At 66.3% G+C, this 19,874-nt stretch carries 22 protein-coding genes; 14 read left to right on the forward strand and 8 right to left on the reverse strand.

The window, feature by feature from the left end; genetic code table 11:
- Positions 1-5 precede the first annotated feature (5 nt).
- Together B9N72_RS12005 and B9N72_RS12010 are read left to right on the forward strand one after the other, a co-directional pair.
- Positions 6-374, forward strand: coding sequence for a RidA family protein (locus B9N72_RS12005; RefSeq protein WP_085276637.1), 369 nt, complete (start codon positions 6-8; stop codon positions 372-374).
- A 29-nt stretch (positions 375-403) separates the two neighbouring features.
- A complete protein-coding gene (locus B9N72_RS12010) occupies positions 404-1,315 on the forward strand; it encodes a glutamate/aspartate ABC transporter substrate-binding protein (RefSeq protein ID WP_085276638.1) in 912 nt (303 codons plus the stop codon).
- A gap of 302 nt (positions 1,316-1,617) precedes the next feature.
- Here B9N72_RS12010 and thpR read toward each other — a convergent pair whose 3' ends face one another.
- Complete coding sequence (gene thpR, locus B9N72_RS12015) at positions 1,618-2,154, reverse strand: RNA 2',3'-cyclic phosphodiesterase (RefSeq protein WP_234985965.1); 537 nt, start codon at positions 2,152-2,154, stop codon at positions 1,618-1,620.
- A gap of 33 nt (positions 2,155-2,187) precedes the next feature.
- Here thpR and B9N72_RS12020 point away from each other — a divergent pair, with 33 nt between their 5' ends.
- The gene (locus tag B9N72_RS12020; RefSeq protein WP_085276640.1) at positions 2,188-3,402 is read left to right on the forward strand and encodes an EAL and HDOD domain-containing protein; all 1,215 of its coding nucleotides are present in this window, start codon (positions 2,188-2,190) and stop codon (positions 3,400-3,402) included.
- 74 nt (positions 3,403-3,476) lie between these two features.
- On the opposite strand, the gene B9N72_RS12025 is transcribed toward B9N72_RS12020, so the two are convergent.
- The gene (locus B9N72_RS12025) at positions 3,477-4,613 is read right to left on the reverse strand and encodes a PilT/PilU family type 4a pilus ATPase (protein ID WP_085276641.1); all 1,137 of its coding nucleotides are present in this window, start codon (positions 4,611-4,613) and stop codon (positions 3,477-3,479) included.
- Between the two features lie 236 nt (positions 4,614-4,849).
- Positions 4,850-5,887 (reverse strand): type IV pilus twitching motility protein PilT, encoded by a 1,038-nt coding sequence (locus tag B9N72_RS12030; protein ID WP_008955372.1) that lies wholly within the window; start codon positions 5,885-5,887, stop codon positions 4,850-4,852.
- 165 nt (positions 5,888-6,052) lie between these two features.
- Here B9N72_RS12030 and B9N72_RS12035 point away from each other — a divergent pair, with 165 nt between their 5' ends.
- From B9N72_RS12035 to aroG, 6 genes are all read left to right on the forward strand, one after another.
- Positions 6,053-6,748 (forward strand): YggS family pyridoxal phosphate-dependent enzyme, encoded by a 696-nt coding sequence (locus B9N72_RS12035; RefSeq protein WP_085276642.1) that lies wholly within the window; start codon positions 6,053-6,055, stop codon positions 6,746-6,748.
- A 50-nt stretch (positions 6,749-6,798) separates the two neighbouring features.
- Complete coding sequence (proC, locus tag B9N72_RS12040) at positions 6,799-7,602, forward strand: pyrroline-5-carboxylate reductase (RefSeq protein WP_085276643.1); 804 nt, start codon at positions 6,799-6,801, stop codon at positions 7,600-7,602.
- 1 nt (position 7,603) lies between these two features.
- Complete coding sequence (locus tag B9N72_RS12045) at positions 7,604-8,185, forward strand: YggT family protein (RefSeq protein WP_085276644.1); 582 nt, start codon at positions 7,604-7,606, stop codon at positions 8,183-8,185.
- Positions 8,186-8,258: 73 nt separating this feature from the next.
- Complete coding sequence (locus B9N72_RS12050; protein ID WP_014088764.1) at positions 8,259-8,564, forward strand: c-type cytochrome; 306 nt, start codon at positions 8,259-8,261, stop codon at positions 8,562-8,564.
- 207 nt (positions 8,565-8,771) lie between these two features.
- Positions 8,772-9,182, forward strand: a complete 411-nt coding sequence (gene dksA, locus B9N72_RS12055; RefSeq protein WP_008955367.1) for an RNA polymerase-binding protein DksA — start codon at positions 8,772-8,774, stop codon at positions 9,180-9,182.
- Positions 9,183-9,361: 179 nt separating this feature from the next.
- The gene (aroG, locus tag B9N72_RS12060; RefSeq protein ID WP_085276645.1) at positions 9,362-10,438 is read left to right on the forward strand and encodes a 3-deoxy-7-phosphoheptulonate synthase AroG; all 1,077 of its coding nucleotides are present in this window, start codon (positions 9,362-9,364) and stop codon (positions 10,436-10,438) included.
- A 100-nt stretch (positions 10,439-10,538) separates the two neighbouring features.
- Here the strand turns inward: aroG and B9N72_RS12065 are convergent, their stop codons facing one another.
- The 5 genes from B9N72_RS12065 to B9N72_RS21250 are packed head-to-tail and all read right to left on the reverse strand — an operon-like array spanning position 10,539 to position 12,801.
- Positions 10,539-11,333: a TIGR00266 family protein gene (locus tag B9N72_RS12065; RefSeq protein ID WP_085276646.1), complete on the reverse strand. Its 795-nt coding sequence runs from the start codon at positions 11,331-11,333 to the stop codon at positions 10,539-10,541.
- 31 nt (positions 11,334-11,364) lie between these two features.
- The gene (mobA, locus tag B9N72_RS12070; protein ID WP_085276647.1) at positions 11,365-11,955 is read right to left on the reverse strand and encodes a molybdenum cofactor guanylyltransferase MobA; all 591 of its coding nucleotides are present in this window, start codon (positions 11,953-11,955) and stop codon (positions 11,365-11,367) included.
- Positions 11,952-12,410: a molybdopterin synthase catalytic subunit MoaE gene (gene moaE / locus B9N72_RS12075; protein ID WP_085276648.1), complete on the reverse strand. Its 459-nt coding sequence runs from the start codon at positions 12,408-12,410 to the stop codon at positions 11,952-11,954. Before moaE ends, mobA begins: the two co-directional genes overlap by 4 nt.
- Position 12,411: 1 nt before the next feature.
- A complete protein-coding gene (gene moaD / locus B9N72_RS12080) occupies positions 12,412-12,663 on the reverse strand; it encodes a molybdopterin converting factor subunit 1 (protein ID WP_085276649.1) in 252 nt (83 codons plus the stop codon).
- The gene (locus tag B9N72_RS21250; protein WP_200810974.1) at positions 12,664-12,801 is read right to left on the reverse strand and encodes a hypothetical protein; all 138 of its coding nucleotides are present in this window, start codon (positions 12,799-12,801) and stop codon (positions 12,664-12,666) included.
- A gap of 113 nt (positions 12,802-12,914) precedes the next feature.
- On the opposite strand from B9N72_RS21250, the gene B9N72_RS12085 reads away from it, so the two are divergent.
- From B9N72_RS12085 to B9N72_RS12105, 5 genes are all read left to right on the forward strand, one after another.
- Positions 12,915-14,078, forward strand: coding sequence for an HPP family protein (locus B9N72_RS12085; RefSeq protein ID WP_085276650.1), 1,164 nt, complete (start codon positions 12,915-12,917; stop codon positions 14,076-14,078).
- 152 nt (positions 14,079-14,230) lie between these two features.
- Positions 14,231-14,431 (forward strand): hypothetical protein, encoded by a 201-nt coding sequence (locus B9N72_RS12090; protein WP_085276651.1) that lies wholly within the window; start codon positions 14,231-14,233, stop codon positions 14,429-14,431.
- A gap of 13 nt (positions 14,432-14,444) precedes the next feature.
- The gene (locus tag B9N72_RS12095) at positions 14,445-17,177 is read left to right on the forward strand and encodes an ATP-binding protein (RefSeq protein WP_085276652.1); all 2,733 of its coding nucleotides are present in this window, start codon (positions 14,445-14,447) and stop codon (positions 17,175-17,177) included.
- 41 nt (positions 17,178-17,218) lie between these two features.
- Positions 17,219-17,587 (forward strand): response regulator transcription factor, encoded by a 369-nt coding sequence (locus B9N72_RS12100; protein WP_085276653.1) that lies wholly within the window; start codon positions 17,219-17,221, stop codon positions 17,585-17,587.
- A gap of 19 nt (positions 17,588-17,606) precedes the next feature.
- Positions 17,607-19,730, forward strand: a complete 2,124-nt coding sequence (locus tag B9N72_RS12105; protein ID WP_085276682.1) for a 3'-5' exonuclease — start codon at positions 17,607-17,609, stop codon at positions 19,728-19,730.
- Positions 19,731-19,874: the final 144 nt, after the last annotated feature.

The raw sequence follows: 19,874 nt of genomic DNA on the forward strand, positions 1-19,874 counted from the left end.
TTGTCATGACGATTTCCCGTATCCACAGCAATCCCCGCCTGTCCGACGCCGTGGTGTTCGGCCAGCTGGTGTACCTGTCCGGCCAGGTACCGGGCGACCGCACGCAGGACGCCCGCGGCCAGACGCGCGAGGTGCTGGCCAAGATCGACCGGCTGCTCGCCACCGCCGGCAGCGACCGTGCGCACATCCTATCCGCCACGCTCTGGCTGAAGGACATCGCCCGCGACTTCGCCGCCATGAACGAAGAATGGAGCGCCTGGTTGCCGCCGGGCGCCAGCCCGGCCCGGGCGACCACCGAAGCCCAGCTGGCCTCTCCCGACGTGCTGGTGGAAATCATGCTGACCGCCGCCGTCATTGCTGTACCTGACCGATAACAACACGCCGTCCACCAAGGAGACTCACCATGTCCCAGCGTTTCACCCGCACCCTTCTCGCCAGCGGTCTCGCCGCCGCCTGCCTGACCGCCCCGGCCTTCGCCGCCGAACCGGCCGGCACACTGCAGAAGATCAAGGAGTCCGGCAGCATCGTGCTGGCCTACCGCGACGCGTCGATCCCGTTCTCCTACCTCGACAACAACCAGCAGCCGGTCGGCTATTCGGTCGACATCGCCAACAAGGTGGTCGAGGCGGTCAAAAAAGAGCTGAAGCTGCCGAGCCTCAAGGTCCAGTACAACCTGGTGACCTCGCAGACGCGCATCCCGCTGGTGCAGAACGGTACCGTCGACCTGGAGTGCGGCTCCACCACCAACAACCTGGAACGCCAGAAACAGGTCGACTTTTCGCTCGGCTTCTTCCTGGTGAAAGGCCAGTTGCTGACCAAGAAAAGCTCCGGCATCAAGGACTTTGCCGACCTCAAGGGCAAGAACGTGGTGACCACCGCCGGCACCACCAATGAGCGCCTGTTGAAGGTGATGAACGCCGACAAGCAGATGGGCATGAACGTCATCTCGGCCAAGGATCACGGCGAAGCCTTCATGATCGTGGAGTCGGGCCGGGCCGCCGCGTTCTACATGGATAACCCGCTGCTGTACGGCGAAATGGCCAAGGCCAGGAACCCGGCCGAGTGGACTGTGACCGGCAAGCCGCAATCGTTCGAGAGCTACGGCTGCATGCTGCGCAAGGGCGACCCGGCGTTCAAGAAGGTGGTCGACGACGCGCTGCGCGCCACTTACCAGTCTGGCGAGATCAACAAGATCTATGCCAAGTGGTTCACCAGCCCAGTGCCGCCGAAAGGTCTCAACCTGAACTTTCCGATGTCGGACGAGCTGAAGGCCTTCCTGAAGAACCCCACCGACAGGCCGTCCGAGCAGTTGTGACCGTCGTTGGCATCCGCCAGGGGATGGCGGAGCCTCCTGCCCGGCCTCCCTTCGTCTGATCGACTAAGAAGAGCATCCCATGGTCCTTACCCGTCCCTGGCGTGCGTGGCTCTGACGCGTACCCGCGACAGCAAGGAGCCCCAGCGGATGTTGGTTGTAGCGAGAGTGCGGCATGGGCCGGCTCCACCCGGTTTCACGTGAAACGTCGTGCGGTCGCGCCAGGTGACTCGGTGCGGGTGCTCCCTTCCCCATCCAGCCGCCCGTCACACTCAGTGACGGGCGGCTTTTGCCTCTTGTGCCCACTACGGCCAGTGCTGCAGCTCGCGGTACTGCGGCCCCTGCGGCGTCAGTGTGGACTCCATCAGCGACACGCGCCGCAAGACGAACGGCAAGGGGGGGATATCCTGGGGCGGCAGCCGGCGGCGCGCCCGGCGCAGCAGCGTCACGTGCGGCACGTAGGGACGCGTCTCGGTCGGGAACCCGGCCTGTGCCAGTCCTTGCTGCAAGGCGGCCACCAGTTCGCTCAGCACGAGGCATGGCTGAGAACTGCCGGCCCAGACGATGCCGTTGGGCCAGCCGCCGGCGCGGTCTATCATCCATACTGTCCCATCCAGACGCGGCAGGCTCTCCCCGATCGTCAGGAGCTCGTCCAGCCGTTCGGGAGCGACCTCGCCCAGAAAGGCCAGGGTCAGGTGCAGTCGCTCGGCGGCGACGACATGGCCACGGCTGTGCTTCGCCATGAAGTTGCCATTGGCATGCAATGACACGGAAGTCGACTTGTCCGGTATGATGGCAAAAAAGAGTCTCAAGACCCGATTCCTTTCCCCTAAACTGATCACTCGACGCTTTTCAGGGACGACACAGGTTTCTTCATGTACTCAACGCACTATCTGGGGCGGCAGCCGATTGTCGATGCCAGGGAAAACCTGGTGGGGTATGAATTGTTGTTCCGTTCCAGCCCGGTCAACGCCGCGCACGTCGTCGACGATTTCGCCGCCACCGCTACGGTGATCCGCCATGCCTTTGTCGACCTTGGCGTCGCCGAGGTGCTGGGCGACCGGCTGGGCTACATCAACGTCGACGAACAGCTGTTGATGAGTGATCTCATCAACGTGCTGCCGCACGACACTGTGGTGCTGGAAATCCTGGAAACGGTCCGGGCGACGCCCGCCCTGCTGGTCCGGCTGGCCGAGCTGCGCCAGCGCGGCTTCCGCATGGCGCTGGACGACCTGGTGTCGCTCACCAGCGACAAGCGTGCCCTGCTCGATTACGTCGACATCGCCAAGGTCGACCTCAGCCAGGTCGCGCTGGGCGCGTTGCCGGCGCTGCTGCAATCGCTGGAAGGTTTCCGCGGCAGCTTGCTGGCGGAAAAGGTCGACAACCCCGAGCAGTTCGAAACCTGCCGCGAGTTCGGCTTCAAATTGTTCCAGGGCTACTTCTTCGCTCACCCCACAGTGATCCACTCGCGCCAGGTCCGGCCCAAGGTGTCGGTGCTGCTGCGCCTGCTGGGGCTGATCCTGAGCGACGCCGAAACCGACGCGCTGGAAGAGGCGTTCAAGAGCGCTCCCGACATTGCGCTGATGCTGCTCCGGCTCACCTCCACCGCGGTCATGGCCGACAAGTCGGCGGTCACCTCGATCCGCCAGGCCATCCTGCTCCTGGGACGGGACAAGATCAAGCGCTGGACCCTGCTCCTGATGTTTGCCACGGCCACGCCCCAGGGCGACAAGGTCCGCCACAATCCACTGCTCGAACTGGCGGCCATGCGCGGCCGCATCATGGAGCGGCTGGCCCAGAGCCTGCGGCCGGAGGCGCCGCAGTTGGCCGAACAAGCCTTCATGGTCGGCATCCTGTCGCTGGTCGACGCCCTGATGCTGCGCCCCAAGACCGAGCTGATTCCACAGCTGCCGGTCGATCAGATCATCAAGGACGCCGTGCTCGATGGCCGGCACATCCTCGGCGAATGGCTCAAGGTCACCGTGTCGCTGGAAGACGAAAACACGGTGCAGCCCGCCGGCTACGATGCCGAACTCCTCACCCGAATCGAGACCGAGTCGTTGGACTGGGTCAAACGCATGTGGGCGTAAGCCGGCCCGGACCGCTTCCCCGTCCCTGCCTCCCCTTCCCGGTCTTTGCCACGCCGCCGGGCGCTAGCGGGTGTTCAGATGATGTCGAGGTGGTCGATGCCCTCGAGCAGGTCGCGATCCTTGGCGCCCTCGCCGTACAGCTTGATCTTCAGGCGCAGGTCGTTGACCGAGTCGGCGTTGCGTAGCGCATCCTCGTAGCTGATCAGGCCGCCCTCGTAGAGATCGAACAGCGCCTGGTCGAAGGTTTGCATGCCGCTCTCGCGCGACTTGCCGATCACCTCCTTCAGCGAGGCGATTTCTCCCTTGAAGATCAGGTCCGCCATCAGCGGGCTGTTGAGCATCACCTCCACCGCAGCCACCCGGCCGCGCCCGGTGGCGAGCGGGACCAGCCGCTGCGAGATGATCGCGCGCATGTTCAACGACAGGTCCATCAGTACCTGCTGGTGACGCTCTTCCGGGAAGAAGTTCAGGATGCGGTCGAGTGCCTGGTTGGCGTTGTTGGCGTGCAGGGTGGCGAGGCAGAGGTGGCCTGTTTCGGCAAACTGCAGGCCATAGCCCATGGTCTCGCGGTCGCGGATTTCGCCCATCAGGATCACGTCCGGCGCCTGGCGCAGGGTATTCTTCAGTGCGATGTCCCAGCTGTCGGTATCGACCCCGACCTCGCGCTGGGTCACGATCGATTTCTTGTGCGGATGCACGTATTCGATCGGGTCCTCAATGGTGATGATGTGGTCCTGGCTGTGGCTGTTGCGCCAGTCCACCAGTGCGGCCAGCGAGGTGGACTTGCCCGAGCCGGTGCCGCCGACGAAGATCACCAGGCCGCGCTTGATCAAGGCTACGTCCTTCAGCACTTCCGGCAGGCGCAGTTGGTCGAAGGTGGGAATCTCGGTATTGATCTTGCGCAGCACCATGCCGGCCATGCCCTGCTGGATGAAGGCGCTGACGCGGAAACGGCCGATGCCCGGCGGGCTGATGGCGAAGTTCGCCTCCATCGAGGATTCGAACTCCTCCATCTGGCGGTCGTTCATCACCGAACGCACCAGCTCCTTGGTGTGCTGCGCCGACAGCGGCTGCGGCGACACCGGGATGATCTTGCCGTCGATCTTCATGGCCGGCGGGAAGTCCGCGGAAATGAAGATGTCCGAAGCGTTCTTGCCTACGGCGTGCTTGAGTAGGTCGTGGATGAACTTCGAGGCCTGGTCTCTTTCCATGATCGTTTTCCATCGTTGCCGGCGCTGAACGCCGGTGTCAGGCCTGTCTCACGAGGGGGGTCCCCGGCCTGTTGCGAGGCGCCGGAGTGGCGGAACCTCGAGATCGCGGGAGCGCATGGAGATTCCGCGTCGCGGCACCATCGCGCCGGGCCAATCGTCGGCTCGCTCGGCATGGGATGGGCGCGGCACACGGACGCTCGTCGGGACAAGGGCTTGCCGTCTCGTGAAATGGGCGCTTAGAACAAATCCTTGTTGCTGGCTTTCAGCCGTGCCTCGGCCGGCGACGCGATGTTGCGGCGTACCAGTTCCTGCAGGCACTGGTCGAGCGTCTGCATGCCGTACTGCTGGCCGGTCTGGATCATCGAGTTGATCTGGGCGATCTTGTTCTCGCGGATCAGGTTGCGGATCGCCGGCGTGCCGACCATGATCTCGTGCGCCGCCACCCGTCCGCTACCGTCCTTGGTCTTCAGCAGGGTCTGCGAGATCACCGCGCGCAGGCTCTCCGACAGCATCGAGCGCACCATCTCCTTCTCGCCGGCCGGGAACACGTCGACGATACGGTCGACGGTCTTGGCGGCCGAGCTGGTGTGCAAGGTGCCGAACACCAGGTGGCCGGTTTCCGCCGCGGTCATGGCGAGCCGGATGGTTTCCAGGTCGCGCATTTCCCCTACCAGAATCACGTCCGGGTCTTCGCGCAGCGCCGAGCGCAACGCGTTGGCGAAACTGTGGGTCTGCTGCCCCAGTTCGCGCTGGTTGATCATGCAGCGCTTGCTCTGGTGCACGAATTCGATCGGGTCTTCCACGGTGAGGATGTGGGAGAATTCATTATCGTTGATATAGTCGATCATCGCTGCCAGCGTGGTGGACTTGCCGGAGCCGGTCGGCCCGGTCACCAGCACCAGGCCGCGCGGGTAGCTGGCGATCTCCTGGAAGATCTTCGGCGCCGACAGCTCCTCCAGCGTCAGCACCTTGGACGGAATCACCCGGAACACGGCGCCCATGCCGCGGTTCTGCATGAAGGCGTTGACCCGGAAGCGGGCGATACCCGGCAGCTCGAACGAGAAGTCGCACTCCATCATTTCTTCGAACGCCTTGCGCTGGAAGTCGTTCATGATGTCGTACACCTTGTCGTGTACCTCATGGTGCTCGAGCGGCGGCAGGTTGATGCGTCGCACGTCGCCGTTGACCCGGATCATCGGCGGCAGGCCGGCCGACAGGTGCAGGTCAGATGCCTTGTTCTTGACGGTGAACGCCAAGAGCTCGGAAATTTCCATTTATAATTCTCCCCAATTCGATACCGCACGGCGGGCCGTCAGCGCCAGACCACCGGCATGACCTTTCCTGATTGTAAGCATAAGCGCCGGGACTTGGTATGCTGATGCAGTGGGAGTCGTCCCGACGTGGGGCGGCGGCATTGTTGCGGTTGCACCAAGGACATCATGACTTCAGCTATTTCTTCCTCTCTGGCCGCGGTCCGCCAGCGGCTTGCCGCGGCCGAGGCCGCCGCCGGGCGTGCCGCCGGCTCGGTATGCCTGCTGGCGGTCAGCAAGACGTTTCCGGCTGACGCCATTCAGGAAGCGTACGACGCCGGCCAGCGCGCTTTCGGCGAGAACTACGTGCAGGAGCTGCAGGCCAAGAGCGCCGAGCTGGCGGGGCTGGATATCGAATGGCACTTCATCGGGCCGCTGCAATCCAACAAGACTCGGCCGGTCGCCGAGTTGGCGCACTGGGTGCACTCGGTGGAGCGCCTGAAGATCGCCGAGCGTTTGTCGGCGCAGCGCCCCGAATCCTTGCCGCCGCTCAACGTCTGCCTGCAGGTGAACGTCTCGGGCGAGGAGAGCAAGAGCGGTTGCGCACCGCATGAGGCGCTGGCGCTGGCGCGAGCCGTCGCCGCCCTGCCCCGGCTCAGGCTGCGCGGCCTGATGTGCATCCCCGAACCGACCGCCGATCAGGCACGGCTGGCGCAGCAGTTTGCCCTGTTGCACGGGCTACGCGACGAGATGGCGGCGCAGGGCATGGTGCTCGATACCCTGTCGATGGGGATGTCGTCAGACCTGGAGCTGGCGGTGCGGGAAGACTCGACGCTGGTACGGGTCGGCACGGCCATTTTCGGCTCCCGGACGTATCCGGCATAATGAATCGCCAATTTGGCTACAGTATACAATCGACAAATAGAGGACTCAGCATGCAGATTACCTTCATCGGCGGCGGCAACATGGCCTCTGCCATCATCAGCGGCCTGGTCAAGCAGGGCGGCCACGGCATCAGTGTGGTCGAGCCCTCAGCCGACAAACGCGCCCAGCTGGCACAGACCTATGGCGTGACGGCGCTGGAACAGCCGCCGCAACAACTGTCTACCGACGACGTGGTAGTGCTGGCCGTCAAACCGCAACAGCTCAAGGACGTGTGCCTCTCGCTCGCGCCGGTGCTGGGTAACGCGCTGGTGGTGTCGATCGCCGCCGGTGTCGGCATCGCGGCGCTGGCACGCTGGCTCGGCAGCGACCGCATCGTGCGGGTGATGCCCAACACCCCGGCCATGGTCGGCAAGGGCGTCTCCGGGCTGTTCGCGCCGCTCGGGGTGGGGGCCTCCGACAAGAAAAACGCCGCGGACATCATGGCGGCGGTGGGCAGAGTGTTCTGGCTCGAGAGCGAGAGCGGTATCGACGACATCACAGCCATCTCCGGCAGCGGCCCGGCCTATGTGTTCTACTTCATCGAGTCGATGATCGCTGAGGCACGTGCACTTGGCTTCGACGACGCCACCGCGCGTCAGCTGGTGCTGGGTACCTTCGACGGCGCGGTGGCGCTCGCCAAGCAGAGCGATCTCGATGTCGCCACGCTGCGCGCCAACGTTACCTCCAAGGGCGGCACCACCGAGCGCGCCATCGCCCGCTTCGAGGCCGAAGGCGTCAAGGCGGCGATCCAGGCCGGGATGCAGGATTGCCGTGCACGTTCGGTGGAATTGGGCCAGATACTGAGCCAAGACTGAGATGATCGCCGAGACCCTGCAATTCCTGATCAAGACGCTGGCCGACCTGTTCGTGCTGGTGCTGCTGCTGCGTTTCTACCTGCAGGTGGCGCGCGCGCCGTTCAAGCACCCGCTGTCGCAGTTCGTGATGGCGGTCAGCAATTTCGCGGTGCTGCCGATGCGCAAGCTGGTGCCGAGCGTGCACGGCTATGACACGGCCACGCTGCTGCTGGCGCTGTTGGTCGGCTTGCTCAGCAACGTGCTGATGCTGGCGCTCAATCCCCTGCCGTACAGTTTTGCCGCACCGGAAACCTGGCTGGGCCTCGTGTGCCTGTCGCTGCTGGACGTGTTCCGCCAGTCGCTGTACCTTCTGATGGGGGCGGTCATCGTCCAGGCCATCCTGAGCTGGGTGAATCCGTACAATCCGCTGACGCCGATCCTGGACGCGCTGACCCGGCCGTTCCTGCGGCCATTCCGCCGGGCCGCCATCGGCGGGGTGGATTTGTCGCCGCTGATCCTGTTCCTGATCATCCAGGTGATCCTGATGCTGCCGGTGCGGGCGCTGGAAAGCGTTTTTCTGATGCAACTCAAGGTCGCGTTATAGGTGTTATGGTTTGCTGTCGGGTTGGATCCCGATATTACGGGTGTGTCCTATCCAAATCTTTAAGGAGAGAGGTATGAAAAAGACGCTGCTGGCTGCGGTCATGCTGGGTGTAGTCGCCACGCCGGCCATGGCCAACCTGCAACTTGCCCAGAAATACAATTGTCTGGCCTGTCACTCGGTGGACAAGAAGGTAGTGGGTCCGGCCTACAAGGATGTTGCCAAGAAATATGCTGGTGACAAGGGGGCCGAAGCCAAGCTGATCGCCAAGGTCAAGGCCGGTGGTTCCGGGGTGTGGGGCGCGGTGCCGATGCCGCCGAACCCGCAGGTCAGCGATGCCGACCTGAAGACCCTGGTGAAGTGGGTGCTGTCGCTGAAATAAGCGGCCGGGCTCGGAATTGGCAAAGGGCGGCCTCGGCTGCCCTTTGTCGTGTAATAAGGCTTGTCATTGTGTGCGAATCGCACTATACCGGGGCACATGAGGAGGGATTTTCCCGGCGAGTCGTCTGTCCAATATAGTTGCACAAAGACCATGCCACCGGTAATCTTCAGCGCTTGTCTGCCAACTCTATGCTGGAAGCACTAAATTATGGCCAAGCTGACCGAACAGGATATCCTCAACTGGGAAGGCGAGGATTACATGAACGCCGACCACCTTGAGTTCTTCAAAGAGCGGCTGTTGCAGATGCAGCAGGAGTTGTTGAGCAACGCCAACGCGACGGCGAACCATCTGCAGGAGCAAGAGGCCACTCCCGACCCGGCCGACCGGGCCACGCTCGAGGAAGAATACGCGCTGGAGCTGCGTACCCGCGACCGTGAGCGCAAGCTGTTGCAGAAGATTCAGTCGTCCTTGCGCGATATCGAAGACGGTTCCTACGGCTTCTGCGAAGACACCGGCGAGCCGATCGGGCTCAAGCGCCTGATGGCGCGCCCGACCGCCACGCTGTCGGTGGAGGCACAGGAGCGCCGCGAACGCATGAAGCGCCAGTACGCCGACTAATCCGTGGCGAGGGTGAATGAAAAAAGCGTCCCAAAAGGGCGCTTTTTTTGTTTTTTATCCGGGTTGGCGGCGTGCCGCCAAGCGGCGGCCGGGTGGGCGCGGGACTTGTCGCAGTGCGCAAAATGCAGGTATTGTGTGATGCAGTCAATACACAGAAAAATGCCCCGAGGCACATCACCATGCAACGACAGACCGACGACGTCCGAATCCGCGAAATCAAGGAACTCCTGCCCCCGATTGCGCACCTCTACGAGCTGCCGATCACCGAAACCGCCTCCGAGCTGATCTACAATACCCGCCGCGAAATCGCCGCCCTGCTGCGCGGCGAGGACGATCGCATGCTGGTGGTGATCGGCCCGTGCTCGATCCACGATCCGGCCATGGCCGAGGAGTATGCCGAACGCCTGATGAAGCTGCGCCACGAGCATGCCCGCGAGCTGATCGTGGTGATGCGCGTCTACTTTGAGAAGCCGCGCACCACGGTGGGCTGGAAGGGGCTGATCAACGACCCGCACCTGGATGAATCGTACGACATCAACTCCGGCCTGCGCCTGGCGCGTCGCCTGTTGCTGAATCTGAACAACGCGGGCATGCCGGCGGCCACCGAATTCCTCGACATGATCACGCCGCAGTACTTCGCCGACCTGATTTCGTGGGGCGCCATCGGTGCGCGCACCACCGAGTCGCAGGTGCACCGCGAGCTGGCGTCGGGGCTGTCCTGCCCGGTGGGCTTCAAGAACGGTACCGATGGCAACCTGAAGATCGCGGTCGATGCTATCCGCGCCGCCAGTCAGCCGCACCACTTCCTGTCGGTGACCAAGACCGGCCACTCCGCCATCGTTTCTACCGGCGGCAACCCGGATTGCCACGTGATCCTGCGCGGCGGCAAGGAACCGAACTACTCGGCCGAGCACGTGCGCGCTGCCGCGGCCGAGCTGGCCGGCGTCGGTCTGGCGCAGAAGCTGATGGTGGACTTCAGCCACGCCAACAGCCGCAAGGATTACAAGCGCCAGATGGAAGTGGCGCGCGACGTGGCCGGCCAGTTGGCCGCGGGTGACACCCACATCTTCGGTGTGATGGTGGAAAGCCATCTGGTGGAAGGGCGCCAGGACCTGAAGCCGGGCTGCGAGCTGACCTACGGCCAGAGCATCACCGATGCCTGCATCGGCTGGCAGGATACCGAGGATCTGGTGCAGATTCTGGCCGACGCGGTCAAGGCGCGCCGTGCCAAGGTGGGTGTGCCGGCCGGCAAGTGAGCCTGCGCCACCGCATGACAAAACCCGGCCTAGGCCGGGTTTTTTGTTTTCAAGGGCGAGTGCCGGGTGCGGTGCGGCGGGCTTCGGCCAACCTGAGGGTTCAGTCCCGGCCGTCGAGCAGGTCGCCCAGTCCGCCCAGCACCGAGCCCTGTTCGCTGGAACGGCCGCCCGCCTTGGGGCTGGCGGCGATCAGCCGGTCGGCCAGGCGCGACAGCGGCAGCGACTGCAGCCATACCTTCCCCGGGCCGGTCAGGGTGGCGAGGAACAGCCCTTCGCCGGAGAATAGCGCACTCTTCAGTTTGCCGACGTATTGGATGTCGAAGTCGACGGAGGGCTGGTAGGCTACCACGCAGCCGGTATCGACGCGCAGCATCTCGCCCGCCGCCAGCTGGCGTTCGGTCAGCGTGCCGCCGGCGTGCAGGAAGGCGTAGCCGTCGCCGTCCAGCTTCTGCATGATGAAACCCTCGCCGCCGAACAGCCCGGTGCCGATCTTCTTCTGGAAGGCGATGCCGAGGCTGACGCCCTTGGCGGCGGCTAGGAAGCTGTCCTTCTGTGCGTACAGCGTGCCGCCCAGCTCCCACAGGTGCACCGGCACGATCTTGCCGGGGTAGGAGGCGGCGAAGGCCACCCGTTTCTTGCTCAGTCCCTGGTTGACGAACACCGTGGTGAACAGCGACTCGCCGGTGAGCAGGCGCTTGCCGGCGCCCATCAGCTTGCCGAGCAGGCCGCCCTGGGCCGCCGAGCCGTCGCCGAACACGGTGTCCATGCTGATCCCGTCCTCCATGTAGTACATGGCGCCGGCCTCGCCGACGGCGGCTTCGCCCGGGTCCAGCTCCACTTCGACGTACTGCATGTCGTCGCCGAAGATCTCGTAATCGATCACGTCCATCGCCATGCGCATTCTCCTGACTGGGGTGGCTATTGCATCATGCTAGCCCAGCGGGTCCGGCCGCGGCCAGTGCTGCCAGCGCGTCGGGGGTGTTGAGGTTGGGCAGGGCCTGGTCGAACGGCACGATGCGGTGCTCGAGCGTGGCGAGCCAGCCGCGGATGGAGCGGCCGCCGCCGGCCAGGTAGGCTTCGAGCGCGCCCTGTAGCCCAGGACGCAGCGCCAGCAAGGTGGGATGCCAGTGTTCCGGATCGCTCGCCGAGGCGGCGTCAATGCCGCCATCCAGCGCCGTCAGCAGCCGCGTCGCCAACTCGGCTGGCAGCCGCACCGCGTCGCAGGGCAGCATCAGCAGGGTGTCGTGTGGGGCGGCGGCGAGACCCGCCAGCAGGCCGGCGAGCGGACCGGGGTAGTCCGGCAACGTGTCCGGCAGCACCGGGTGGCCGAAGGCGCGGTAGGCGTCGAGGTGGCGGTTGGCGGAGATCAGGATGCGCGCCGGGGCGGGAGTCTGCGCCGCCAGCGCGGAGAGGGTGTGGGCGATCAGGGGTTGGCCGAACAGCTCGAGCAGCCCCTTGTCCTGGCCGCCCATGCGCGTGGCGCGTCCGCCGGCCAGGATCAGCGCGCTGTAGCTCATTGCCAGCGTCCGGCGGCGCCCTCGTCGCTGGACTTGGCCTCGACCCAGCGGCTGTGGCCGTCGGCGTCGATTTCCTTTTTCCAGAACGGTGCCTGCGTCTTCAGGAAGTCCATCAGGAATTCGCAGGCGGCGAACGCGGCGGCACGGTGCGCGCTGGCGGTAACCACCAGTACGATCGGTTCGCCCAGTGCCAGCCGGCCGACGCGGTGGTGGATCAGCGCGGCGGAGAGCGGCCAGCGCGCGCGCGCCTCGGCGACGATGGCGGCAAGCGACTTCTCGGTCATGCCGGGATAGTGTTCCAGTTCCAGCGCGGCGACGTTGTCGCCGTCGCCATGGCGGCGCACCACGCCGACGAAGCTGACCACGGCGCCGACGCCGGGGTCGGCCGACAGCCGGGCGATTTCCTGGCCGGCGTCGAAGGCGGCGGCGTCGACGCGGATGGTGAAGGCGTCCATGTCAGCCCCCGGTGACCGGCGGGAAGATCGCCACTTCGTCGCCGGTGGCGAGCCCGGCGTCCGCGGTCGCCAGCTCCTGGTTGAGCGCCACGCGGAATACGCGGCCTTCGGCCAACTCGTCGGCCCAGGCGCCGCCGCGCGCGCGCAGCTCGGCGAGTAGTGCGCCGACGCTGGCGGCATCGCTCTCCAGAGTTTCGTGATCGCGGCCGAAGGCGTCCTTCAGTCGCGCAAAATACAACAGCTTCAGTTTCATCTATTTGGACTCCTGGTCGGCATCCGGCTTGCCGCGTCCGGCCAGCATCACCCACAGGTGAAAGGCCAGCCCGGCCAGCGGCACCAGCGCCATGATGACGACGAAAACCCATTCCAGGGGAGATAGCAGTTCGCTCATGTTGCCAGTGTACGCAAGCCGGCGGCCCAGGCCAATGCGCCGGGTGGCAGAGGGCCGGCTGGCCGAAAGTAGTAGAAGTGGTATATGGAATACATGTTCTTTACAATGGCGGGATGACTACTTTCGCCCCCACCCTTCCCCTGTTTGCCACCGTGCGTCGCCGCCTCGGCCGCTGGTGGCCCGAACCCCTGGTTATCAGCCGGCGCGAGCAGCTGGCGGTGGCCGTGGCCGCGCTGGCGGCCATCGCCTTGACCGCGCTGATCACCCACCTGACCGTCGGCGACGCGCCGTGGCTGGTGGCGTCGATGGGCGCCGCCGCGGTGTTGCTGTTCGCCTTGCCGAGCAGCCCGTTGGCGCAGCCCTGGCCGCTGGTCGGTGGCCATGTGCTGTCGGCCGCCATCGGCGTCGCCTGCGCGCGCTGGGTGCCCAATCCCTGGCTGGCTTCCGGGATGGCGGTCGGGCTCGCCATTTTTGCAATGATATCGCTGCGCTGCCTGCACCCGCCGGGCGGCGCGATCGCGCTCAACGCGGTGATCGGCGGCCCGGCGATCCACGCCATGGGCTTCGGCTTCGTGCTGTGGCCGGTACTGCTCAACGCGCTCGCCATGCTGGCGCTGGCGCTGCTGCTCAACAACCGCGTGCTGCGCCGCCCTTACCCGCGCCCGCTGCCGCAGCCCAACCGCAACCTGATCAGCGATCCCAAGCCGCTGGAGCGCATGGGCATCCGCGACGAGGACGTCGAAGCCGCGCTGGCCGGTTTCAACCACCTGCTCGACATCAGCCGCAGCGACCTGGAACAGGTGATGACCCTGGCCGAGATGCACTCTTACCGGCGCCGGCTCGGCGACATCCGCTGCCGCGACATCATGTCGCGCGACTTGATCAGCCTGCGGCCGGAAGCCAGCCTGCAGGAGGCATGGCGCCTGCTGCGCCGGCACAAGGTCCGCGCGCTGCCGGTGGTCGGCGAGTTCGGTCAGGTGGTGGGCATGGTGTCGCTGGTGGACTTCCTCAAGCGCCTGGACGGCACGCCGCAGGGCCTGCGCGAGCGCGTGGCGAAGCTGTTGAGCGGACGGGGTGCCGACAACCGCGTGGCGGCGATCATGAGCACGCCAGTGGTGAGCGTGCGCGAGGCGCTGCACCTGGTCGAGCTGGTGCCGCTGTTCGCCGACCGCGGCCTGCACCACGTGCCGGTGGTCGGGACGGATGGCACCCTGTGTGGAATGATCAGCCAGTCTGACCTGATCGCCGCCTTGTACCAGGGCAAGCTGGCCGGTTGAGGCGACGTGGCCGCGGGGCGTGGCGCGTCCTCCGCCCCGCCCACCCGCCCATTTTGACCGTATCGCTGTGCTACTCCGGCGGTAGACAGCCCCTGCCTGCGACCCGTGGCTTGTGCTTATAATGCAGGCATAACCATATCGGGGAGAGGGCCATGCAGGGCAGCATTCTCAGGGGACCGCGCCTGGTCGCGCTGTTTCTCGCTGGTTGCCTGCTGTTCAACTACCCCGTGCTGGCCCTGTTCGATCGCCCGGTCGAGCTGTTCGGCCTGCCCCTGCTGTTCGTCTACCTGTTCGCCGCCTGGTTCGGCCTGATCGCGCTGATGGCGTGGATCATCGAGCGTCGGCGCGACTGAGGCGGAACCGACCTTGACCCTGGCCCCCCTCCTCGCCGTCGTCGCCCTGCTCTACCTGGGTTTGCTGTTCGCGGTCGCCTGGTGGGCGGACCGCCGCGCCGATCAGCAGCGCTCGGTGATCGCCAACCCCACGGTGTACGCGCTGTCGATGGCGGTGTACTGCACCACCTGGACGTTCTACGGCAGCGTCGGACGCGCCGCCGGCTCGGGGGTCGGCTTCCTGCCGATCTACCTCGGGCCGACCCTGGTGATGGCGCTGGGCTGGTTCCTGCTGTTGAAGATGATCCGCAGCGCCAAGGCCAACCGCATCACCTCCATCGCCGACTTCATCGCCTCGCGCTACGGCAAGAGCCAGCTCTTGGGCGGGCTGGCGACGGTGATCGCGGTGGTGGGCGTGGTGCCGTACATCTCGCTGCAGCTCAAGGCGGTCTCCGGCAGCCTCGGCATCCTGTTGCAGCAGCCGGCAGCGCTGCTGCCGCGCCATGACGCGGCGCAGCCGTTCTTTGCCGACAGCACCTTCTACATCGCCCTGATCCTCGCCGCCTTCACCGTGCTGTTCGGCACGCGCCACCTCGACGCCACCGAGCGCCACGAAGGCATGGTGGCGGCGGTGGCGCTGGAGTCGGTGGTCAAGCTGGTGGCGTTCAGCGCCGCCGGCCTGTTTGTCACCTACGGCCTGTACGACGGCTTCGGCGACATTTTCCAGCGCGCCCAGGCGGTGGAGCGGCTGCGCGTGCTGGCGGGTTCGCTGGCGGCGGGCCAGGGCTACGCCACCTGGTTCTCGCTGACCTTGCTGGCGGCGCTGGCGATGTTGTTCCTGCCGCGCCAGTTCCAGGTGGCGGTGGTGGAAAACGTCAACGAATCGCACCTGAAACGCGCCATCTGGCTGTTTCCGCTCTACCTGCTGCTGATCAACGTGTTCGTGCTGCCGATCACGCTGGGGGGGCTGCTGCGTTTTTCCGGACAGGGCGTCGACGCCGACACCTTCGTGCTGACGTTGCCGGTGGCCGCGCACCAGGATGCCCTGGCGTTGCTGGTGTTCATCGGCGGGCTCTCGGCCGCCACCGGCATGGTCATCGTCGAGACCATCGCGCTTTCCACCATGGTCTGCAACGACCTGGTGATGCCGCTTCTGCTGCGCTGGACGGGACTGGCGCAGGGCGGCGCGCGCGATCTTTCCGGCCTGCTGCTGGCGATCCGGCGCGGCGCCATCCTGGCCATCCTGCTGCTGGGCTACCTCTACTTCCGCCTGGCCGGCGAGGCCTACGCCCTGGTCGGCATCGGCCTGATCAGCTTCGCCGCGGTCGCCCAGTTCGCCCCGGCGATGATCGGCGGCCTGTACTGGCGCGGCGGCACGCGCGACGGTGCGCTGGCCGGGCTGAGCGCGGGTTTCCTGGTGTGGGGCTATACCCTGCTGCTGCCGTCCTTCGCCAAGTCCGGCTGGCTGCCGGCCAGCTTCCTCACCGACGGGCCGTTCGCCCTGGGGCTGCTGCGGCCGCAGCAACTGTTCGGCCTCACCGGGCTGGACGAGATTTCGCACAGCCTGTTCTGGAGTTTGTGCGCCAACCTCGGCGCCTACGTCGTGGTGTCGCTGCGCCGGCCGCCCACGGCGGTCGAGGCGGGCCAGGCGCGGTTGTTCGTCGACGCCCTGAAGCTGAGCCGTCCGGTCGGCGTGGCGTTGTGGCGCGGCCGCGCCGACAGTGGCGAACTGCAAACGCTGGTCGGTCGTTTCCTCGGCCCGGAACGGGCGCGCGCCGCGTTTGCCGGCTACGCGCGGCGGCACGGCGTGGCCGATCCCGCCACGCTGGAGGCCGACGCCGATCTGGTGCACTTCGCCGAGTCGCAGCTGGCGGGCGCCATCGGCAGCGCCTCGGCGCGGGCGGTGGTGGCCTCGGTGGCGCAGGAAGAGCCGCTGTCGCCGGCCGAGGTAATGGAGATTCTCGACGAGGCCTCGCAGCTGCGCCGTTACAGCCGCGAACTGGAGCGCAAATCGCAGCAACTGGAGGCGGCGACGCACCAGCTCACCGCCGCCAACGCGCGCCTGCAGGAACTCGACCGGCTCAAGGACGATTTCATGTCGTCGGTGACGCACGAGCTGCGCACGCCGCTGACCTCGATCCGCGCCCTGTCCGAGATCCTGCGCGACGACCCCGACATCCCGCCGCCGGAGCGCCAGCGCTTCCATACCATCATCGTCGGCGAGACCGAACGCCTGACGCGGCTGGTGAACCAGACCCTCGATCTGGCCAAGATCGAGTCCGGCAACGCCGAGTGGCACACCACCGAAATCGACTTGAAGCAACTGGTGGCACAGTCGGCCGAAGCCACCGGGCAGCTGTTCCGCGACAAGGAGGTGGCGTTGTCGCTCGAGCTGCCGGAGCGTGTGCCGCCGCTCCTGGCCGATCGCGACCGGCTGATCCAGGTGATGCTTAACCTGCTGTCGAACGCCGCCAAGTTCGTCGGCCGCGGCGGCAAGGTGACGGTGCGTCTCGCCGAGACCCCGGAGGGGCTGCGCGTGGACGTCGCCGACAACGGCAAGGGCATCGCGCCGGAGGAGCAGCAGCTGATCTTCGAGCGCTTCCGCCAGGGCGGCGGCATGACCGACAAGCCCGCCGGCACCGGCCTCGGCCTGCCGATCAGCCGCCACATCATCGAGCACTTCGGCGGCCGGCTGTGGGTGGAGAGTGTTCCGGGGGCCGGCGCGACCTTTTCCTTCGTGCTGCCGCGCGCGGCTGTGGGACAATGACATGACATACGCAGCGTTCAGACTGCGACAGGAGACCGGGCATGAGCAAGACACTGTTGATAGCCGATGACGAACCCAACATCGTGATTTCCGTCGAGTACCTGATGAAGCGCGAGGGGTTCGAGGTGCTGGTGGCGGGCGATGGCGAGGAAGCGTTGGCGAAGATCCGGCAGCATCGGCCGGACATCGTGCTGCTCGACGTGATGATGCCCAAGATGAACGGTTTCGACGTGTGCCAGGAGGTGCGTGCCGATCCCACGCTCTCTGGGGTGCGCATCCTGATGCTGACCGCCAAGGGGCGCGACACCGAGGTGGCCAAGGGCCTGGCGCTGGGGGCCGACGTCTACATGACCAAGCCGTTCTCGACCCGCGAGCTGGTGGAGAAGGTACGCCAGCTGGTCGGTCAATGAGTTGCCGGAGGCCGAACCGATGACGCCGTCGCGCAAACTGGGGCTGGCTGCCGGCACCGCCTGTCTCGCCATCGTTGCGGCACTGGCAGCCACGGCGTGGCTTGCCTGGCACGCCGCCCGCGGCACCGGGCTTGCTCTCAACGACCTGGTGACGGCGCTGCTGATTCTCGCCCTGCTGCTGTGCGGCAGCGCAGTGGCGGCGTTGCGCGACGCGGTGGCGCGCTACGTGCGGGCGCCGCTGCGCCTGGCCGAGGAAGTCGCCACCGTGGTGGCCGACGCGTCGCGCCGGGTAAACAGCGATGGCGGCAGCGAGTTGCACGGGCTGGCCCAGGCCATCAACGAGTTGGCGGCGGCGCGCGCGGCGCTGCAGCGCGACGTGGCGGAACAGGTGCGCCGCGCCCAGCACTCGCTCGAAGCCGAGAAGAACCGCCTCGCGGCGCTGATGGCGGAGCTGCACCAGAGCGTGGTGGTGTGCAACCTCGACGGCCGCATCCTGCTCTACAACCAGCGCGCCCGTGCCGAGGTCGGCGACGAGCTGCTGGGGCTGGGGCGCTCGATCTACGCCATTTTCGATCACGGCCTGATCGCCTACGCGCTGGAGAGCGTGGGGCAGCGCCTCGGGCGCGAGACGGTGCCGGCGGCCGAGTTCGTCGCCGCCACTGCAGCCGGCCGGCTGTTGCGCGTGCACCTGGCGCCGGTGCTGGGCGGCGACGCCCAGGAGGCGGCCACGGCCGCGCCGGCCATCGCCGGCTTCGTGCTGATCCTCGACGACATCACCGCCAGCTTCGCCGAGGAGTCGCGGCGCGACACCGTGATCCAGGCCTTTACCGAAGGCGTGCGCGGACCGTTGGGCAGCCTGCGCGCCGCCGCCGAAATGCTGTCGGACTACGGCGACATGGGTGAAGACGAGCGGCGCCGTTTCCTCGGGGTGATCCGCGACGAGGCGCAGCAGCTGTCGCAGCGCCTGGAGTGTGCCGCCAGCGACTACGGCGACGCGCTCAAGGCGCGCTGGCCACTGGAGGTGGTGCGCGGCGTGGACGTGGTGACGGCCGCGCTGCAGCGGGTCACGGCGCAGACCGGCGTGCCGTGCAAGGCCGAGGATCTCGACGACACGCTGTGGATCAAGGTCGACAGTTTCTCGCTGTTGCAGGCGCTGAGCTACCTCACCGGCCGCCTGCACGACGAGTACGGTGTGCGCGAGGTGCGCCTGGCGCTGTCTCGCGCCGAGCACCACGCCCAGCTCGACCTGATCTGGAGCGGCACCGCCATGAATACCGAGACCGCGATGTCCTGGGAGCTCGACACCATGCAGGGTGCCGGGACGAGCGCGCCATCGGTGCGCGAGGTGGTCGAGCGCTGCAATGGCGAGATGTGGTTCGAGCGCCAGCGCGCCGCGCACCGCGCCCTGTTCCGGCTGCTGCTGCCGCTGGTCGAGCCGCGCCGTGAGCGTCACGAAGAGACGCGCTTCCTGCGCGGCGGCAGCCGGCCGGAGTTCTACGACTTCGACCTGTTCCGCTGGTCGGAGGGCGGGCACGCCCTGGACGAGCGCCTGCTGTCCGAACTGTCCTACACCGTGTTCGATACCGAGACTACCGGGCTGGAGCCCGCCGCCGGCGACGAGATCATCCAGATCGGCGCCACCCGCATCGTCAACCGTCGCTTGCTGCAGCACGAGGGTTTCGAGCAGTTGGTCGATCCGCGGCGGCCGCTGCCGGAGGACTCGGTGAAGATCCACGGCATCACCCCGGAGATGCTGGCGGGTCAGCCGCACCTCGACACCGTGCTGCCGGCGTTCCGGGCCTACTGCGCCGACACCGTGCTGGTGGCGCACAACGCCGCCTTCGACATGCGCTTCCTGCAGCTCAAGGAAGAGGCGACCGGGGTGCGTTTCGACCAGCCCGTGCTCGACACGCTGCTGCTGTCGGCGGTGCTGCACCCGAACCAGGAATCGCACCGCCTGGAGGCGATCGCGGAGCGGCTGGGAGTGACCATCATCGGGCGACACACCGCGATGGGCGATGCCATCGTCACCGGCGAGGTGTTCCTGAAGATGATCCCGCTCTTGGCGGAAAAGGGCATCCGCACGCTGCGCGAGGCGCGCGAGGCGTCCGAGCGGACTTTCTACGCGCGTGTCCGCTACTGAGCGGGAATAAAAAACACCGCCGGGCTGTTCAGCCGCGGCGGTGTGGTCGGTCGGGTCGGGCGATTGGCGCTGGTGAAAGAAATCGTCCCACAGGGATTCCCTGCGGTCATCGCCGCGTCCCCCGGCCGGTTCGAGAAGCACAGC

Source organism: Pseudogulbenkiania subflava DSM 22618 (genome assembly GCF_900177275.1).
GTDB lineage: Bacteria > Pseudomonadota > Gammaproteobacteria > Burkholderiales > Chromobacteriaceae > Pseudogulbenkiania > Pseudogulbenkiania subflava.

Coding starts and splice junctions, on each gene's coding strand:
- B9N72_RS12005 (WP_085276637.1), top strand. CDS start 6: ATGACGATTTCCCGTATCCACAGCAATCCCCGCCTGTCCGACGCCGTG.
- B9N72_RS12010 (WP_085276638.1), top strand. CDS start 404: ATGTCCCAGCGTTTCACCCGCACCCTTCTCGCCAGCGGTCTCGCCGCC.
- B9N72_RS12020 (WP_085276640.1), top strand. CDS start 2,188: ATGTACTCAACGCACTATCTGGGGCGGCAGCCGATTGTCGATGCCAGG.
- B9N72_RS12025 (WP_085276641.1), bottom strand. CDS start 4,613: ATGGAAAGAGACCAGGCCTCGAAGTTCATCCACGACCTACTCAAGCAC.
- B9N72_RS12030 (WP_008955372.1), bottom strand. CDS start 5,887: ATGGAAATTTCCGAGCTCTTGGCGTTCACCGTCAAGAACAAGGCATCT.
- B9N72_RS12035 (WP_085276642.1), top strand. CDS start 6,053: ATGACTTCAGCTATTTCTTCCTCTCTGGCCGCGGTCCGCCAGCGGCTT.
- proC (WP_085276643.1), top strand. CDS start 6,799: ATGCAGATTACCTTCATCGGCGGCGGCAACATGGCCTCTGCCATCATC.
- B9N72_RS12045 (WP_085276644.1), top strand. CDS start 7,604: ATGATCGCCGAGACCCTGCAATTCCTGATCAAGACGCTGGCCGACCTG.
- B9N72_RS12050 (WP_014088764.1), top strand. CDS start 8,259: ATGAAAAAGACGCTGCTGGCTGCGGTCATGCTGGGTGTAGTCGCCACG.
- dksA (WP_008955367.1), top strand. CDS start 8,772: ATGGCCAAGCTGACCGAACAGGATATCCTCAACTGGGAAGGCGAGGAT.
- aroG (WP_085276645.1), top strand. CDS start 9,362: ATGCAACGACAGACCGACGACGTCCGAATCCGCGAAATCAAGGAACTC.
- B9N72_RS12065 (WP_085276646.1), bottom strand. CDS start 11,333: ATGGCGATGGACGTGATCGATTACGAGATCTTCGGCGACGACATGCAG.
- mobA (WP_085276647.1), bottom strand. CDS start 11,955: ATGAGCTACAGCGCGCTGATCCTGGCCGGCGGACGCGCCACGCGCATG.
- moaE (WP_085276648.1), bottom strand. CDS start 12,410: ATGGACGCCTTCACCATCCGCGTCGACGCCGCCGCCTTCGACGCCGGC.
- moaD (WP_085276649.1), bottom strand. CDS start 12,663: ATGAAACTGAAGCTGTTGTATTTTGCGCGACTGAAGGACGCCTTCGGC.
- B9N72_RS21250 (WP_200810974.1), bottom strand. CDS start 12,801: ATGAGCGAACTGCTATCTCCCCTGGAATGGGTTTTCGTCGTCATCATG.
- B9N72_RS12085 (WP_085276650.1), top strand. CDS start 12,915: ATGACTACTTTCGCCCCCACCCTTCCCCTGTTTGCCACCGTGCGTCGC.
- B9N72_RS12090 (WP_085276651.1), top strand. CDS start 14,231: ATGCAGGGCAGCATTCTCAGGGGACCGCGCCTGGTCGCGCTGTTTCTC.
- B9N72_RS12100 (WP_085276653.1), top strand. CDS start 17,219: ATGAGCAAGACACTGTTGATAGCCGATGACGAACCCAACATCGTGATT.
- B9N72_RS12105 (WP_085276682.1), top strand. CDS start 17,607: ATGACGCCGTCGCGCAAACTGGGGCTGGCTGCCGGCACCGCCTGTCTC.